The sequence below is a fragment of the Crocinitomicaceae bacterium genome, from assembly GCA_016708105.1.
Taxonomy (GTDB): domain Bacteria; phylum Bacteroidota; class Bacteroidia; order Flavobacteriales_D; family Crocinitomicaceae; genus JADJGJ01.
The window spans coordinates 1,786,176-1,804,111 of record JADJGJ010000001.1 but is presented as its reverse complement, the minus strand read 5'-3'; the positions used below and the strand labels follow the sequence as shown (position 1 = coordinate 1,804,111).

General features: G+C 37.5%; 10 protein-coding genes and 2 pseudogenes. 6 read left to right on the top strand and 6 right to left on the bottom strand.

Annotated features, from left to right (window positions below; translation table 11 throughout):
- Positions 1-28: 28 nt before the first annotated feature.
- On the top strand, positions 29-976 hold the full coding sequence (locus IPH66_07855; GenBank protein ID MBK7129257.1) for a nitronate monooxygenase: 948 nt from the start codon (positions 29-31) through the stop codon (positions 974-976).
- Here IPH66_07855 and IPH66_07850 read toward each other — a convergent pair.
- The 3 genes from IPH66_07850 to IPH66_07840 all read right to left on the bottom strand — a co-directional run bounded on the left by IPH66_07850 (position 973) and on the right by IPH66_07840 (position 8,131).
- Positions 973-4,659: a TraB/GumN family protein gene (locus IPH66_07850; protein MBK7129256.1), complete on the bottom strand. Its 3,687-nt coding sequence runs from the start codon at positions 4,657-4,659 to the stop codon at positions 973-975. The genes IPH66_07855 and IPH66_07850 overlap by 4 nt on opposite strands.
- 121 nt (positions 4,660-4,780) lie before the next feature.
- Positions 4,781-6,040: a DEAD/DEAH box helicase gene (locus IPH66_07845; GenBank protein MBK7129255.1), complete on the bottom strand. Its 1,260-nt coding sequence runs from the start codon at positions 6,038-6,040 to the stop codon at positions 4,781-4,783.
- Positions 6,041-6,079: 39 nt separating this feature from the next.
- Positions 6,080-8,131, bottom strand: a complete 2,052-nt coding sequence (locus IPH66_07840) for a tetratricopeptide repeat protein (GenBank protein ID MBK7129254.1) — start codon at positions 8,129-8,131, stop codon at positions 6,080-6,082.
- A 530-nt stretch (positions 8,132-8,661) separates the two neighbouring features.
- Between IPH66_07840 and IPH66_07835 the strand changes: the two genes are divergently transcribed.
- The 5 genes and pseudogenes from IPH66_07835 to IPH66_07815 all read left to right on the top strand — a co-directional run bounded on the left by IPH66_07835 (position 8,662) and on the right by IPH66_07815 (position 12,769).
- Positions 8,662-9,165 (top strand): helix-turn-helix domain-containing protein, encoded by a 504-nt coding sequence (locus IPH66_07835; protein ID MBK7129253.1) that lies wholly within the window; start codon positions 8,662-8,664, stop codon positions 9,163-9,165.
- 197 nt (positions 9,166-9,362) lie between these two features.
- Positions 9,363-9,710, top strand: a complete 348-nt coding sequence (locus tag IPH66_07830; protein MBK7129252.1) for a transposase — start codon at positions 9,363-9,365, stop codon at positions 9,708-9,710.
- A 5-nt stretch (positions 9,711-9,715) separates the two neighbouring features.
- Positions 9,716-10,874: pseudogene (locus IPH66_07825) on the top strand (IS4 family transposase).
- A gap of 92 nt (positions 10,875-10,966) precedes the next feature.
- Entirely contained in the window at positions 10,967-11,512 is a 546-nt protein-coding gene (locus tag IPH66_07820) for an ATP-binding protein (GenBank protein MBK7129251.1), read from the top strand.
- An 88-nt stretch (positions 11,513-11,600) separates the two neighbouring features.
- Positions 11,601-12,769: pseudogene (locus IPH66_07815) on the top strand (IS4 family transposase).
- 71 nt (positions 12,770-12,840) lie between these two features.
- On the opposite strand, the gene IPH66_07810 reads toward IPH66_07815, so the two are convergent.
- From IPH66_07810 to IPH66_07800, 3 genes are read right to left on the bottom strand one after another with little or no spacing between them, the layout of a single operon-like run.
- Positions 12,841-13,068 carry a hypothetical protein gene (locus IPH66_07810; GenBank protein MBK7129250.1) on the bottom strand — a complete coding sequence of 76 codons (228 nt, stop codon included), beginning with the start codon at positions 13,066-13,068 and terminating at the stop codon, positions 12,841-12,843.
- Positions 13,069-13,084: 16 nt separating this feature from the next.
- Positions 13,085-15,844: a formate dehydrogenase subunit alpha gene (gene fdhF / locus IPH66_07805; protein ID MBK7129249.1), complete on the bottom strand. Its 2,760-nt coding sequence runs from the start codon at positions 15,842-15,844 to the stop codon at positions 13,085-13,087.
- 8 nt (positions 15,845-15,852) lie between these two features.
- Complete coding sequence (locus IPH66_07800) at positions 15,853-17,505, bottom strand: NAD(P)H-dependent oxidoreductase subunit E (protein MBK7129248.1); 1,653 nt, start codon at positions 17,503-17,505, stop codon at positions 15,853-15,855.
- Between the last annotated feature and the right edge of the window lie 431 nt (positions 17,506-17,936).

Sequence of the window (17,936 nt, the reverse complement as noted above, 5' to 3'; positions counted from 1 at the left end):
CAACAACGAGATAAAATATCTGCAAAACATGAAAACAACACTCACTGAAATGCTTGGCATTGAATACCCCATTATCATGGCACCCATGTTTTTGGTTTCTAATACGCAAATGCTTATTGCGGCTGGTAACGCCGGAATAACCGGGGCCATACCGGCGTTAAATTTCAGAACAGATGAAGAATTCAGAAAAGCAATTCAAGAGATTAGATCAAACACCAAAGGCCCCATTGGTGTGAATATCATTGCCAATAAATCAAACCCAAAACAGGTTCAGCATTTAAAAACCTGTGTTGAATTGAAAGTAGATTATATCATCACGTCTCTAGGCTCACCTGAAGAAATAATACGTCAATGCAAGCCTGCCGGAATTAAAGTGTTTTGTGATGTAGTTGATTTGAAATTTGCTAAAAAAATTGAACAATTAGGGGCAGATGCAGTAATTGCAGTGAGCAGCAGGGCAGGTGGGCATGCCGGAAATATGTCGCCCGAAGAATTGATTCCTCTTCTGGTAAAAAACTGTAATATACCGGTGATTTCAGCAGGCGGAGTTGGAACCGCTGAACAATTACAGAAAATGCTTGACCTGGGAGCATGTGGGGTATCTGTTGGAAGTTTATTTATTGCCAGTCAAGAATCTCCGGTGTCTGATGAGTATAAACAAGCATGTATTCAATATGGATCAAAAGATATTGTATTGAGCACAAAAATATCAGGCACACCGTGTACTGTAATTAACACACCCTATGTTCAGAAAATTGGTACTCAACAAAATTGGTTTGAGCGAGTGATGTCACGCAGCAAGCGATTAAAAAAGTGGATTAAAATGCTCACCTTCATCAAAGGAATGAAAGCACTTGAAAAATCAGCATTTAAAGCAACATACAAAACAGTGTGGTGCGCTGGCCCAAGCATTGAGCATGTTAAATCAATTCGGCCGGTGCGTGAAATTGTGGCTGATCTGGTGGGAAAAGCCTAACGTTCGTATTCACCAAACATTCCGCCATACATTCCCCAATAATCATTTTGTGCAAAAGAAACTCTTTGTCTGCGAGCCAATGCAAAGCGTTCCAAAATAATTTCAAGGGTTTCTTCCAGTTCATCTTCAGTTTTGAATGAAAGATCTTTTTTATACTCAGCTTGTGTAATGAAGAAATCATTAGTATCAGTAGGTAATAATCCAACATAATCAAGCATCCAATACTTTTTATCTTTTGCTTTGCGTTTAAAGAAATAGACATACCCAGTATCTACGCCATCAGTAACCAACTCAGCATGAAGAAAGACAACTGAATCTTCTTCTGCTTTGTATCCTGCTTTGTAGAGATAGTGGAACGCAAATTTCTCTTGTGTGAAACCGGTAAAATATTCTTCAAGTTCTTCAGCATGTAAACGATTGTAGGCCCACACGGTTGTTTCTATGTCTCTGGTCACTTCTCCAACAACAGCAGTGTCAATTGGCAAGCCTAGTTTGTGATTGACAATTTGAATTTCTAGTTTTAGTTGTTTGTCTTTAATTTTTGCTAATCCTTCATAGAAGAGTTTTACTTGCGGATCAGCATCATTCTTGAAAGCAGACATGATCACATAAAAATCAAGCAAACGTTGATTGTACTCTGACGAATAACCATAATGATTCAGATAATATGAGTTGTAATCGTAATAATCGTAGTCATTTTCATCCGGTTCATCTTGTTCTTGATCAGATAAAACGCGTTTAATTTCAACGTTGGCTTCACGTATGATCATTTGTTTGTCTTTTGCAAACTGATCTTTTGTTACAATGCTATCCAAATAGGCATCAGACAACAAACCAAAAACTCTTTCTTTATATTCCGGAAAAGATATCAGCGTAAGCAAATCAGGGAACATGGGTTTCACCAACTCAAGTGAATCACCCAAGTTGTGGAAGAAATTCAATTTGGATCTATCATCAGTAAATGGCGTATTTTGAGTCAATAATTTTTTAATCAATAAACACGCTTCAGCCGTTTCAGTCCATGAAAGAGTATTGAGTACTTCAAACTGAATATTAGAATTCAATCCGTTTTCATTGTAAATGGTTTCAAGAAAATCATATGCTTTTTTATCTTCAATACCACCCAGGGTATTCATGATAGCTTGCTTGTACTCATTTTCATTGGTTTTATCGTATGGGAAATTGCGATACAATAAAATCAGACGATCAATATGTTCAGGTTCAAAATGAATCCATGAAATGTTTTTTATTGCCATTTCTCTCTCTGTAGTATCAGTTCCATTCACGTTTTCAAAAAACAATGCTACTTTGTCTTCATACAAGCTGCGCCCAACCAAGGTATCAAGTGGAGAAAAAGTGGTGTAAATGGTATGAACAAATTCAGATACCGGTGCTGCCGTATCAGTGAGTGTTTTTAATGTATAAAGTACTCCGTGATGTAAACGCATGTGGGTAATAATTCCACGTGAACTGGCTGTATCAGACAATAGAAAATCTACTGTAGGGTCACTACCGGTTGTACCGTAAGTTAATCTGGTGATACGCAAAGTTTGTCCGCTTTTGGCTTGTTCAATTTGGTTTTTCCAGAACAATTCCATGCTATCCACTTTGTGATAATGGCTGAATTTAGTGTAGGTTACTGCTACCTGTTCACCGGTGCGGTGATTGGTAAATGTTCTCTCTTTGGTATCATGCATCCATGCTTTTTCAGATTGCATATCGTCGTTACCGTAATAATTTCTGTACATCATATTAGTGAGCTCTGATGCATCAAAAGAATTTTCTAATTCAACGGTATTCACTTTGAAGAACATGCTAGAGTCAATAATTTCAGCATAAGTTTGTTTCACTGAGTATGATTCAACACCAAACGAATTAAAGAAAGTTTCTTTATCTTCATTATTTGCCGTAGTAATCATCATAAAATAATTGCCGCCATACGCCGTGATTTTAACGTACAATTCACTCTTCAATTCAGGATGTTTTTCATCAGGCACCAGTTTTTGAATCATTGACGTAAGATTGTTCTGATATACCAAATCACTCGTTGATACTTCATATCCAATATTAGTTCCAAAAGATTTGCCTAGATAAGCAAGGTCAAAAGAGTCCTCTTCAATATAAGATAAGTCATTCAGCGTGTAGCGCATGACTAAAAAGTAGTTTTGATTTGTTTTGTCAAAAGACTGATATAGTGGGTCAACTTGAGAATCAAGATTATCAACAAAATCTTGACCGGTTACGGGGCCTTTCATTTTCCAGTGAGCACCGCCGGCTCTTGGTTTTACTTCTGTCCAATTATCATGTTGTGGAACTAGACTAAGTTTGCTGAAAAACATTTGTGGTTCTGCATGTTCAATGTATTCACCGGTACCGGTTCCTTTAAACAGCACAATTTCTGTTGGGGTGAAAAATATTTTATAGCGGATGATACTACTTTTTGAAGTTTTACTGCTAATGTCGTATCCCTTGTATCCATTGAGCTCAATAGGAGTCACGTTTTTAATTTCACCCGGTGTTGTAATATAAATTAAGCTATCAAAACTTGCTTTGTAATATTCAGGTGATTTATTGAAGATTGGTCCATACGTAAAAATTCTGATCATACTAAAATATCCGCCATTGATAGGTTCAGGAGAAAGATATTCAAGATAACCACGTGAGTTTGTTGGCATTTCATACAATTTTCCCGGCACAAAAACAGAAATGGCCTGGTCAGTTGTAGTTGCTTGCGTGAATTCCACCGGACGATAATATTCCAGCATTTTTTTTCTGAGTTTATGCCCTTTTGCGCTTGAGTTAGGATCAACTGCACGCACGGTATAGCCCATGCCGCGCAATAATTCAATGGCGCCTTCTTCACCCGGTAAATGGGCAGCACCAATACCGGTAAAAACTGAACCGTATTGCATGATAGAATCCAACCGGCGCATCATGTTTTTATTTCTTTCAACTATAAAATACTTATGGTAATTTTTACTCATGCTTCCTTTGCGGTTCAAAGAATCCAGCATGTCTAAATCTCCTGTCCTATAAGCATCCTGAATCAATTCATAATAGCGGTAGTAATCATCATTCTCAAGATATTGATTATAATCATTTTCAAGCTCCTCTTCTTCTTCATCAGGTTCATAAGCTTTAATGGTTAATTCAAATACTTCTTTCAATTCTTCCAAGCTATGAATGGGTTTATTATATTTTGAACCGGCCTGAAAAATAAACATATCAAGATAGGTGTCTTCCTGATAATCTTCAGCTCCGGGACTAAAGCGATACAAAATCTGATTCATTAAATTATTATTAGAACCAAGCAATTCATAAAAATCACCTTTTGAAATGGGAATTAGTTCAAATGCGTTTTCATAAAATCCGGCGTAACCATAATTGTATCCACTAAACATATCGCGTCCGTACATTGATGACATTTGACCATATTCATCCATCCAACCTGCAGGTGATGATTCAAGTGCCACCTGATCAACTCCTGCAAGACACATATAAAAAGAATCACTCACGTTGAATGCTATTTTATCACTCACGTGCATGGTACCATATAAATAACTAGGTTCTTTGAGTCCGTTTCCGGTAATCTCCCACAACAATCCCTGGTATTTTTTTTGAGAAAAGGCGGCAGGAATTGAAACAAACAAGATCAATAACGTGGTGATAGTAATTTTCTTCATGGGTGTGAATTCTTTTAATATATAATGTCAACAGCTGACTAAAGTAACGATTAGTTTGAGTAAAAACGTATAGAACCAGCGCAATACTTGTGAAAATTTATTAAATGTATGCAATCAAGTATCATTTGGAAGTGCCCTCTGCACTTTTTGGCTGTGGACTTGATTGTTTCTCTCCTGATTTTTTCTTTTTAAAAAACTTTTTTTTCTTGTTGTGCCCTTTATCAGACTGATGATTTTTTAGATCAGGGGCTTGTCCAAGTTCTTCAGGCCAAGGCATACGAGGCACTTCGCCGTCAATGAGTTTTTCTATTCGTTTTAATTTGATTTGATCATGACCATTTACCAGCGTGTAAGCAATACCAGTGGTATTCGCTCTGGCTGTTCGTCCAACTCGGTGAACATAATCTTCAGCATCATGGGGTACGTCGTAATTTACCACCATGTTAATTTCCTTGATGTCAATTCCACGACTCATCACATCAGTAGCTACCAGAATGCGCAGCCGTTTTGATCTGAATTCCTGCAGCACTTCTTCACGTTGATCTTGCTCAAGATCTGAGGAAATACCTTTGGCAGCATATCCATTTTTTCTTAACCCACGAATGATGGAAGATACCTTAGCTTTGGCTGAAGTAAAAACAATGATGCTATCAAAATCAACATGTTGTTTTAAGATATAATGTAAGACATTGTCTTTCTGATCTTCATTTGCAAAACAAACAAACTGTGAAACACCTTCAGCCGGTTTAGAAATTGACAAAGAAATTTCAGCAGGTTCATTGAGAATTTTTTTAGCCAGTTGTCTGATTTGGTTTGGCATAGTTGCACTAAACATCAGGGTTTGTCTTTCCTTTGGCAGAAATGAAATTATTTTATTCAAATCATCACTGAAGCCCATATCCAGCATTCGGTCTGCTTCATCTAATACCAAGTGTTTTACTTTTGAAAAATCTACATATCCCATTTTTAGGTGAGAAATAAGTTTTCCGGGGGTGGCAACAATGATATCTGTTCCTGACACCAAAGCATCTTTTTGTACATCCCATCCTTTGCCATCACCACCGCCGTAAATTGCAATGGAACCAACTGACACAAAGTATGAGAGGCCTTGTATTTGCTGTTCTATCTGCACTGCAAGTTCACGGGTTGGTACAATGACTAAAGTATTGATGGAGGTATCTTGCTTATCTCTCAGTTTATTTAAAATTGGTAAAACAAAAGCAGCAGTTTTACCCGTACCAGTCTGCGCACAAGCAATCAGGTCTTTGTTTTGGAGAATGAGTGGAATTGCAAGTTCTTGTACCGGCGTTGCATGTTCAAATCCCATGTATGATATAGCTTCAAGGATAGTTTCACTAAGGCCGAATTCTGAAAATTTCATGTATTATAATTGAGTTTATCTCTAAATTTTTCTGTTGGTTTATACAATGCTAACTGCCATAACACAGACATCATCTACTTGTTCCAGATGCCCTTTCCAGGTTTCAAATGTTGTATCCAATTGATTTTTTTGTTGATTCACAGAAAGCGTGGCAATTGATAGCAGAAGATCTTTCAGTTTTTTATATTTAAATTTTTTCCCGTCAGGACCACCAAACTGATCTGCGTATCCGTCTGTGTAAAGATACAGTAAATCGTCCGGCTCTAATTGAATTTCAATGGTGTTGAATGGTTTTTCTTCAGCGTAGTTTCCAATTGGCTGACTGTCGGCATGATATTCTGTTAAATTGTTTTTTCTGACAAGATACAAACTGTTATTTGCACCTGAGAAAAATAGTTTTTGCTGATCAGTGTGCCAAACACAAAGTGTAATATCCATTCCGTCTCTAATGGTTTCAACCTGAGTAGTGTCTTCTTTTTGTTCAAATGTTTCAATTACCAGTTCGCGTGTTTTGTCAAGAATATTTCCCGGATTGATGAGATTGAATTCATTTACCGCTCTATTGAGTGCATTGTGGCAAACCACGCTCACCATGGCACCAGGCACACCATGTCCGGTACAGTCTGCAACTGCAAAAAATACGAGATTATTTTTTTTCTCCAGCCAGTAAAAATCTCCGGCAATGATATCTTTTGGTTTGTAATAAACAAAACAATCTTTAAAGGTGTTTTCCAATAAAATAGTTGAAGGGAGTATTGCATCCTGAATCCGCTTGGCGTAATTGATACTATCTGTGATCTCTTTGTTTTTTTCTTCAACAATATGCTTTTGCAATTCAACTTCACGTTTTTGATTAGAAATAATTTCTGCATCTTTCTTTTTGCGGAAGTAGCTTCTAAGAATGAAAGCCCCCAGCACTAGGCAGAATAAAATACCGCCAAAAAGTACGTATTGTGTAATTTGTTTTTTTTCAAGTTTAGTTTCAAATCGTTCTCGCTCTAATTGCTGTGCACTGCTGTAGGTGAGACTATCTTGCAGATGCTGTCTGTCTAAGTTGAACTGGAAATCGGTTTTGAGCAATTCAACTCTCTTTTCAGCATCTTCCAAGGCGTTTCTATGTGTTACGTAATCCTCATGATATTGCAGTGCACTTGCTGTATTACCAATTTTCTTGTTAGCTTCATACAAACAATAGCATGATTCTTTTTGAGCTAGAATACTTTCAGATTGTGTAGCAATTTCATAAGCCTTCTGACAATATTCTATTGCTTTTGAGTAATTCCCTAAATCAAGATAGGCTAGCCCCATTCCCTTATATGACATTGCTGACCTGCCTCCTGATTCACCCCGATCATATGCTGCAATAGAAAGCTCATATTGTCTCAACGCTTCTTCTGGTTGATTCCACCCCAAATAAATTATCCCCAAATTAGAATGTGTATTGCCCATGCCCCTAAAATCATCTGCAGAATCAGAGTAGGCTAGACTCAGTGTAAGCAATTCAAATGCTTTCACGGTGTCTCCCATTGCCATATAACATAAGGCAACATTGTTGTAATATGAACCCGTTGAAATGAGATCAGCTTTGTCGTAACTATGGCTTTCAGTATAGTATTCAATGGCTTTTTCATTCAGCCTGAGATGCTCGTATATCATTCCAATATTATTCAGCGCATTGCCAATTTTCATGCTGTCCTGATAATGTTCTGCAATTTGTAAGCTCACTTGAAAACACTTCAATGCAGATAAAAATTCTTCATCATCCATCAAGAGTAAGCCAAGATTATTTTGGGCCACACTGTATGATCTCAAATAAATTTGCCGATACCGATCATTAATACCGGGTTTATTCAAGCCCTGTTGCACAATGGCAACAATTCTTCTGTTCAACTCAAAATCTAGGTCACGATCATAAGCATAAATGAAATCATCCCAGGTTAACAAGGCATTGAGAACAATGGAGTCTTCTTTCTCATGCTCTGCAACAAAGGCAAGTGAATCAAGATATTTTTCTTCGTCAGCGGTGAACTGTGCCTTTGCAGAAAGTGATCCGCACAAAACAAAAAAGAATATTGAATAAAAAAATCTCACACTAAAAGATTAACTGAGCAAATGTAAGTATTTAGAACGCAATAATTTTATTGACTGAAAGATGCCTCTTTTGATGCGATAAATTCCCCAAGAAATAAGGTTAGCAACCAATTCCAAAAATCAGGCTGACCTTTCGCACTTTCTTATCTTCCCAAGCTGACCAGCTATACTCTTGTGGCTCACCGGCAGATATGCTTTGACAAGCAGGCGCCAGCTCAAGTTGTTCAAGCAAAATCGCTGCACGCTCATCTAATATTTTTTGATTGATTTTCTTTTTGAAATATTTATCCGGAATCAATAGCGTCCTAAACGATCAATTAAAAAAAGTAAGAGAAGGATAGTTTCTGTAACTCAAATTATCTTTGAGGGCCACAACAAAAAACCAACACCTTCTCCTATGGTAAAATTAACCTTGTTTTCTCAAATAATACCATTAGCTATTATAGAATAGTCTGATATTAACAAGTAAATTGTCAATATCTTTTCTTGAACTATATTAGACTAATGTATATATGCTATATATTTGAGGTATGGCAAATGCACTCTCTATTACGGTGAAAGAATCGCTTAAGGACTTAAGAAGTCTCTTAAAAAAATCTGCAGACCACCACGGTCCGAAAATAAAAATGCTTATTGAGATCAAGCGTTCTGATCGAGCATTAGGCAAGAATGAATTAGCGGAACTGATAGGTGTAAATCACAACAGTATTCAGACATGGCGGACTAAATATCAAAAGGGCGGTATATCCGAATTATTAAAGGATGGTAGAATTGGATTTAAGCCCTCCATAATAAGTAAGTCTGTGCATAAGAAAATTAAATTGAAGCTTTGTTCAGAGGATGCCGCATTTTCAAGCTACAAACAATTACATGCGTGGGTGGAAAATAATTTTATTAAAGGAGTTAATTACAACAGCTTGCGTCATTATGTTAAAAGGCACTTTGGCGCATCGTTAAAAGTACCCCGCAAGAGTCATATTAAAAGGATAAAGAAGCGGTTGCTACTTTTAAAAAAACTTCAAACGAATCTGTAAAGACAAAGTAAAACCACTATTGGGATGCTATAAAAGCATTAATATTTATTGCTAGGATGAGAGTCGATTTGGACTACTCACAAGAACAGGGCGGGTTCTAACAGCAAAGGGGTAAAACCCGTTTGTACTTATCAACACAAATTCGAAAACACATACCTATATGGAGCATTCTCACCAATAAATGGAGATAGCTTTTGTTGGAACTGCCTTATTGTAATACAGATTGCTTTCAATATTTTATTCAAGAATTATCAAAGCAGAATCCAAAAGAACTTAAACTAATCGTGCTTGACAACGGAGCCTTCCATAAGGCAAAGAAACTAATCATACCCGAGAATATCATTTTAATTTTTCTGCCGCCTTATAGTCCAGAACTAAACCCCGCCGAGAAAATTTGGTGGCAACTCAAACAAGAGTTCGTTTGCAAATCCTTTAATACCATCGATCAATTGGGCAAACACTTAGCCAAGGTTGTGAGGAGAATAATTACAACAAAAACAGTAAAGAAAATTTGTTCCTTCAAATATTTATTATGCTCTTTTTAGACTAAATTATATTGGCTAATGGTATAATCTCCAAACTGGATAGATTAAAATTCAATAAGATTGTAAAGGAAAAACAAACAGACAAGCATCAAAAGGGTTACAATAGCTGGACACATCTGATTTCAATGCTCTTTTGTCAATTTGCAAAAAGTCAATCAATACGGGATATTAGCAACGGTTTACGATCAGCAACCGGTAACTTAAATCATATGGGCATAGAAAGAGCTCCTTCTAAATCAACCATAAGCTACCAAAATAAACACAGGGATTGGGAGCTATTTAGAACATACTATTATCATTTGCTGGGAAGTTTAGGACAGCAGGTGGGATTTAAACAGGTTAAATTTAAAATCAAATCCAAAATATTTTTAGTAGACTCAAGTACCATAAGTTTGTGCCTCTCATTATTTGATTGGGCAAGATACAAGACGGCAAAGGGAGCTGTGAAAATGCATACAATGCTTGATTATGATGGCAATTTGCCGGCTTATGTAAATATCACCGATGGAAAAACAGCCGACAATAAAGGCGCATATGATATTCCTTTACTCAAAGGAAGTGTGATTGTAGCAGACCGATATTACAACGATTTTTCATTGTTAAACATTTGGGACAGCAGCGGAGTATATTTTGTCATCAGGCACAAAGAAAACATCCAATACAAAACCAAAAAAGAAAATCCTCTACCAGATAATCGACATCAGCATATACTCAAAGATGAACTCATTGAACTAACGGGTGTCCTTTCGAAAAAGAAATATCCCAAACCGTTACGGAGAGTATCTGTTTGGGATGAGGTAAATGAGCAGGTAATTGAAATCATCACCAATCAATTAACCCACTGCCAATACCATCGGGGAACTCTATAAAAGCCGGTGGCAAATCGAAATTTTTTTCAGAGAAATAAAACAACTCCTTCACATTAAATCGTTCATTGGAACAAGTCATAATGCCGTAATGATTCAAATATGGACGGCATTAATAACAATTCTGATTTTAAAAGCAATGAAAGCAATGGCCAAATTTAAATGGCATCTCTCAAACCTTGTCGCTTTTCTGCGACTCAATTTATTCGTGAAAATTGATCTTCAGCAGTGGATCAATAAACCATTTGAAGAAAGCAAACCTCCGGACAAAGAAATTTATCAGGGGGTTCTGTTTTGAATTTAACCATTTTCTATATCGAAACCCGGCAAATTCAATAACTTTAAACTAAATAAAATTCGTTTAGGACGCTATTGGCGGAGGGCAATAAAATGAAAAAATGGATAGAGACAGGTTTAGCCTGGTTAGAGAAATCATTGGGTAATATTCCAAGTGAATTAAACGAAATTGATTGGAAGCTAACATTGTCTCCAAATAATGATAAACTATGTAAACACATTTCGGCATTTGCTAATTTGCCGGGAGGAGGATTTTTAGCATTTGGTATTGATGATAATACTGGACGTGTAATTGGAATTACTAGAAACACAGCAAACGACATTGTAGCCAAATTGGCTTCGCTTTGTCGAGATGGCGTAGAACCGCTGGTTAGTATTGATCACAGTATAGAAGAGTTTCGAGCAAAATCTATTCTCCTAATTCACATTAAGGAAAGTGCTGTCAAACCGGTTCATTTAAAAGGCAAGACAATTGAAGACAGCTTTATTCGAAGTGGAGGAACAACTAGAAAAGCATCAAGACAAGATGTTGGCGCGCTCATGCTGAATAGTAAATCACCAACCTGGGAAGAATTACACGCCTCAAAATTATTAAATGATGTAGAAGTAATTACCCTTTTGGAATCAATAGCGTCCTAAACGATCAATTAAAAAAAGTAAGAGAAGGATAGTTTCTGTAACTCAAATTATCTTTGAGGGCCACAACAAAAAACCAACACCTTCTCCTATGGTAAAATTAACCTTGTTTTCTCAAATAATCTCCAAACTGGATAGATTAAAATTCAATAAGATTGTAAAGGAAAAACAAACAGACAAGCATCAAAAGGGTTACAATAGCTGGACACATCTGATTTCAATGCTCTTTTGTCAATTTGCAAAAAGTCAATCAATACGGGATATTAGCAACGGTTTACGATCAGCAACCGGTAACTTAAATCATATGGGCATAGAAAGAGCTCCTTCTAAATCAACCATAAGCTACCAAAATAAACACAGGGATTGGGAGCTATTTAGAACATACTATTATCATTTGCTGGGAAGTTTAGGACAGCAGGTGGGATTTAAACAGGTTAAATTTAAAATCAAATCCAAAATATTTTTAGTAGACTCAAGTACCATAAGTTTGTGCCTCTCATTATTTGATTGGGCAAGATACAAGACGGCAAAGGGAGCTGTGAAAATGCATACAATGCTTGATTATGATGGCAATTTGCCGGCTTATGTAAATATCACCGATGGAAAAACAGCCGACAATAAAGGCGCATATGATATTCCTTTACTCAAAGGAAGTGTGATTGTAGCAGACCGATATTACAACGATTTTTCATTGTTAAACATTTGGGACAGCAGCGGAGTATATTTTGTCATCAGGCACAAAGAAAACATCCAATACAAAACCAAAAAAAGAAAATCCTCTACCAGATAATCGACATCAGCATATACTCAAAGATGAACTCATTGAACTAACGGGTGTCCTTTCGAAAAAGAAATATCCCAAACCGTTACGGAGAGTATCTGTTTGGGATGAGGTAAATGAGCAGGTAATTGAAATCATCACCAATCAATTAACCCGGACTGCCAATACCATCGGGGAACTCTATAAAAGCCGGTGGCAAATCGAAATTTTTCAGAGAAATAAAACAACTCCTTCACATTAAATCGTTCATTGGAACAAGTCATAATGCCGTAATGATTCAAATATGGACGGCATTAATAACAATTCTGATTTTAAAAGCAATGAAAGCAATGGCCAAATTTAAATGGCATCTCTCAAACCTTGTCGCTTTTCTGCGACTCAATTTATTCGTGAAAATTGATCTTCAGCAGTGGATCAATAAACCATTTGAAGAAAGCAAACCTCCGGACAAAGAAATTTATCAGGGGGTTCTGTTTTGAATTTAACCATTTTCTATATCGAAACCCGGCAAATTCAATAACTTTAAACTAAATAAAATTCGTTTAGGACGCTATTGATCCGGAATCATAAAATCAGCCTGATGCGGGTAAATCACATCACTCAACTGCATAAAAGATATAGTGAGAAAATCAACATACGCTTCAGGGAACACCCGGAGGATAGCTTCAGATACAACGGTGAAAGAGACCGGTTGTTCTGGTTCTTTATCTTGTGCATCTAACCGTATAACCTGAAACAGAAAAAGAAATCCAACCAGGTATTTTTGTTTGATACGCATATTAAAAAGTGAATTCTTACTCCGCAGCCTCAGTCTCTTTTACTATTGCCTCTGCTTTTGCTTTGGCCATTCCTTTTGATTTTCTGATGTTCACGGCTACCACTTTATATTCAGGACAAAGCGCTTCTGAGTCAGCATAACTTGATGTAATCAGGTTCATCTCAACTTCTGGAAAATGGAATGTTGAACTCAATACGCCTGGTTTCACTTCATCTGTAACCCTTGCACGCACATCAATTTTACCTCTTGCAGAGGTTACGCAAACTAAATCACCATCTTTGATATCATGCTTTTTCGCATCGTCAGGGTGAATCATCAGGTAATCTTCTTTCAGAATTTTCGCATTGTTGGTGCGTCTGGTCATCGTACCGCAATTGTAGTGTTCCAGTTCACGATTGGTTGTAACTATATAAGGGAAATCGTTTTTATTCTCACTTATTTCTGCCGGTTCCTTGTAGGTACTATGCACAAATTTTCCTTTTCCGCGTTTGAATGATTCAACATGTAACATGTCAGAATCTTTGCCGTCTTTTGCAACCGGCCATTGTTTTCCGTTTTCACCAAGTTCATTCCATTTAACCCCGGCAAAGAATGGAACAATCTGAGCAATTTCATCCAATAATGTTTCAGGATTATAATCTGGTTGTGAGTATCCCATTTTATTCATGATGTCCACCATAATCTGTCCATCTGATTTAGTGCCCGGCAATGGTTCAACCACTTTATTTACGCGCTGAATTCTTCTCTCACCATTGGTGAAGGTTCCGCTTTTTTCAAGGAATGATGCTCCGGGCAGAATCACGTGCGCAAGTTTTGCAGTTTCTGTCATAAAGAGTTCTTGCACCACAAATAATTCAAGATTTGAAATGGCTTCTTTCACGTGGTTTGTATTAGGGTCAGTTTGTACCATGTCTTCACCCATAGACCAAAGTGCTTTGAATTTCCCGGAAATAGCAGCTTCATACATTTCAGGAGTTTTGTAACCAACATGTTGCGGTAATTTTACTCCATAGAATTTTTCATATTGCGCATGATATTCAGGATTTGTCACATCCAGATATCCGGCTCCCTGATATGGTTGGCAACCCATGTCAGCAGAGCCTTGCACATTATTTTGTCCTCGCAAAGGATTCACTCCAACTCCGCGTCTTCCAATATTTCCGGTAAGCATAGCTAAATCTGCAATCAGCATCACGGTAAATGTTCCTTGAGAATGTTCTGTCACCCCCAAACCATGGAAAGACATGGCGGCTTTTGCGCTGGCGTATGCCAAAGCAGCAGCCTTTACCAATTCTTTTTTCACGCCGGTAATTGATTCCAATTCGTCCATGTTTTGAGACATAACACCATTTTTGAAATCTTCATACCCTTCAGTGCGTGCGTCTATAAAATCTTGATTTACTAATCCGGCTTCAATGATATAATACACCATCATATTCAATAAAGCCACATTGGTACCCGGTTTTAACTGCAAATGATAATTAGCATATTTTGCCAAAGTAGTGCGCCGCGGATCAACAACAATCAGCGTTTTGCCTTTCATGGCTTGCTGTTTTATTTTTGCTCCGGTTACAGGGTGCGCATCTGTTGGGTTTGCTCCAATTACTAAAATACATTCGGTATATTTCAAATCTTTAACGGAGTTTGTGGCCGCACCTGTACCAAACGTGCGTTGCATTCCAATTGCTGTTGGAGAGTGGCACACCCTTGCACAACAATCAATATTATTGGTACCAATCACAGCACGAATAAATTTCTGCATCAGATAATTTTCTTCATTTGTGCAACGTGATGATGAAACCCCGCCAATGGCATCAGCACCATGTTTGGCTTTTATTTCAGTTAATTTTTCAGCAATATAACTATATGCTTCATCCCAGGTTGCTTCAACAAATTCATCACCGCGTTTGATTAATGGCGTGCGCAGTCTGTCTGCGTGATTATAAAACGAAAATGCATAACGACCTTTTAAACAAGTATGCCCCTGATTTGTTTCTGCAACATAAGGAGCCTGAATTGATTTTACACGTCCGCCAACGGTGGCGACTTCAAGATTACAACCTACACCGCAATACGTACAAACGGTGCGTGTTTTCTCAACGCGAGCTACTGATTTAGATTCAAAAATATCAGAGATTGCAGAAGTAGGACAAGCCTGTGCACATGCCCCGCAACTTACGCAATCAGAATTTTCAAATGTAGTATTCAAACTTTTTATGATGTGCGCATCAAAACCTCTGCCTGCCATGCTCAATACAAATTCTCCCTGTACTTCATCACATGCCCGCACACAACGTGAACAATTAATACACTTTGAAAAATCAGAGGTCATGTAGGCATGGCTCAAATCTTTTTTACGATCTAAGTGATTGGCGCCATCAGGATATCTCACATCACGAATACCAACACGTGCTGCCACTGTCTGCAATTCACAATTATTATTGACTTCACATGTAAGACAATCCAACGGGTGATCAGTTAAAACCAATTCAACAATATTTTTTCTCAATCGCTCAATAGATTCACTGTGCGGATAAATAAATGTGTTTGCCGAAACCGGTGTATGACATGATGCAATTGCTTTTGTTTTTCCGTTTTCAGCCAGAGCAACATCCACACTGCACACGCGGCATGCACCAAAAGGTTCAAGGTTTGGCGCATCACACAAAGTGGGTACATAATCATTACCAAAATGTCTTTTCAAAAAGGTGAGTATAGTTTCACCTTCAACAATTTCGTAAGGTTTATTATCAATATAGGCGACTTGTTTGTTCATAATAGTCTCTATTTGGTAAAATATGGTTTTAATTCTTTGTCAAAATATTGCAGCGCATTTTTTACCGGTAAAGGCAAGCCTCCGCCTAATGCACAGAGTGATCCGGTTTCCATGGTTTCAAGTAGATCACGGAACAAAACACGATCAATTTTAAATGTTCCGTCCAATGATTTTTTTACAAGTTCTTTACCGCGTGTTGAACCCAATCTGCAAGGGAAACATTTTCCACAACTCTCATGCGCAGTAAATTCAAAAAGGTGTTCAATGTATTTAATCATCGGAAATTCTTCAGGAATACCAACAACGGAAGCATGTCCAAGCAAGAAACCATTTGAACTGAACGATTCAAAATCAACGGTAAGATCTTTTGTTTTATTGGAAGGAACTAGGCCACCCAACGGACCACCAATGTGAAGTGCTTTCACTTTTTTCTTATAGCCACCGCCTAATTTTTTTATCACTATGTCTAACGGTGTACCCATGTCAACTTCGTACATGCCGGGCTTGTTGAAGTGACTGTCAAGACAAACTAATTTTGTTCCGGTTGATTTTCCATTGCCAATGCTTGCAAATTTTGCTCCTCCATTTTGAATGATATACGGAATGCAGGCAAGCGTTTCAACATTATTTACAATGGTTGGCTTATTAAACAAACCTTGCTGAGCAGGGTAGGGAGGGCGTACGCGCACTTCAGGTCGTTTACCTTCAATTGAATTGAGTAAGGCAGTTTCTTCACCGCAGATATACGCTCCCTGCGCTTTAATGATTTTAAAATCGTAATTGAAACCCGTGCCCAAAATGTTTTTTCCCAATAATTTTTTAGAACGCAAGGCATCAATTGCTTTCTGAACAATATCAATTGCTTCAGGATATTCAGCACGAATATAAAGTACGCCCGTTTCAGCACCAATCACGTAACCGGCTATCATCATACCAAGCAGAACCGAATGAGGTTGCTCCTCTAATAAATAACGATCAGAATAAGCACCCGGATCACCTTCATCTGCATTACAAACAACAAATTTGATGGCGCTATCCATGTCTTTTGCTGTTTGCATTTTAAATGCTATGGGGAATCCGGCGCCGCCACGGCCGCGTAGATTTGACGTTTTTAATTCCTGCAACAAATCTTCTTTTGATCTGCGCAATGCTACTGCCAGCGTAGTATAGTAATAATCAACTCCGGGGAACATGGAAGTCAATATCTGTGTTCCGATATTATCAACCGTGAATTTTTCTTTCGTCTTTCCGGTTCCTTCTTTGATGGTATGAATGGCATCAATGTCAGCACCAGAATAATTTTTGCCTTTATAAGAGAAGGCTGCATTTTCATGACAACGACCCATGCAGCACATTTCACCAATCTCTTCAGCCTTGAAAACCGAACCTAATTTTTCTTTCACATCGTGTTGCGTGCCGGCAGTCAAACAAGCACTGCCATTGCAAACATAGACTTGTTTTCCTTTATTTTCTTCTTTCAGAAAATCATAAAAACTAACAGTTCCGTAGATATTTCCTTTTCCAAACAGAAATTTATCTGCCAGTTCTTCCATTTTGGCCTTAGATACTGTGCCATTGCGGCGTGCAGCTATTCCTAATTCTTCAAAAAGATTTTCATCTACCCCTTTGCGGCCTGATAATTCACTTAAGTTTTTTGACATAGTGTGTTGTTATTCAAATAGTACCGTTGTTTATTTCAATGCATAATACCGAAAGCATATCTGTAAAAGTCCAACAATGTTGTCCTAAACAGCTATTGCATCGGTATTATACCGTCTTGCTTTGTACCAAAATCATAATACAATTGGTATAACGCTTTAAACTGACCAACGACAAGGGGTAAATTTATTGAATTATCCTGAATCACGCAAAAAGAAATCCCATTGGTCAATGGATTAAAAAAAAGTTGAGTAATATTTCTTAATCGGAAGGTAAAAGAATGTGTGTATATAAAACAAAGTGTAACATATTTCGATCTGAATTGTTTAAGGTTAGGGATCAATTGATTAATATTGCTTTGAAAATAATACAACATATTGGATATTATATATTTGAACTGAATAAAATAACTATGTTCGCAAAAGTTTAACTC

Bases quoted from the DNA above. Each gene is read 5' to 3' on its own strand.
- IPH66_07855 (MBK7129257.1), top strand. From the start codon at position 29: ATGAAAACAACACTCACTGAAATGCTTGGCATTGAATACCCCATTATC.
- IPH66_07850 (MBK7129256.1), bottom strand. From the start codon at position 4,659: ATGAAGAAAATTACTATCACCACGTTATTGATCTTGTTTGTTTCAATT.
- IPH66_07845 (MBK7129255.1), bottom strand. From the start codon at position 6,040: ATGAAATTTTCAGAATTCGGCCTTAGTGAAACTATCCTTGAAGCTATA.
- IPH66_07835 (MBK7129253.1), top strand. From the start codon at position 8,662: ATGGCAAATGCACTCTCTATTACGGTGAAAGAATCGCTTAAGGACTTA.
- IPH66_07820 (MBK7129251.1), top strand. From the start codon at position 10,967: ATGAAAAAATGGATAGAGACAGGTTTAGCCTGGTTAGAGAAATCATTG.
- IPH66_07810 (MBK7129250.1), bottom strand. From the start codon at position 13,068: ATGCGTATCAAACAAAAATACCTGGTTGGATTTCTTTTTCTGTTTCAG.
- fdhF (MBK7129249.1), bottom strand. From the start codon at position 15,844: ATGAACAAACAAGTCGCCTATATTGATAATAAACCTTACGAAATTGTT.
- IPH66_07800 (MBK7129248.1), bottom strand. From the start codon at position 17,505: ATGTCAAAAAACTTAAGTGAATTATCAGGCCGCAAAGGGGTAGATGAA.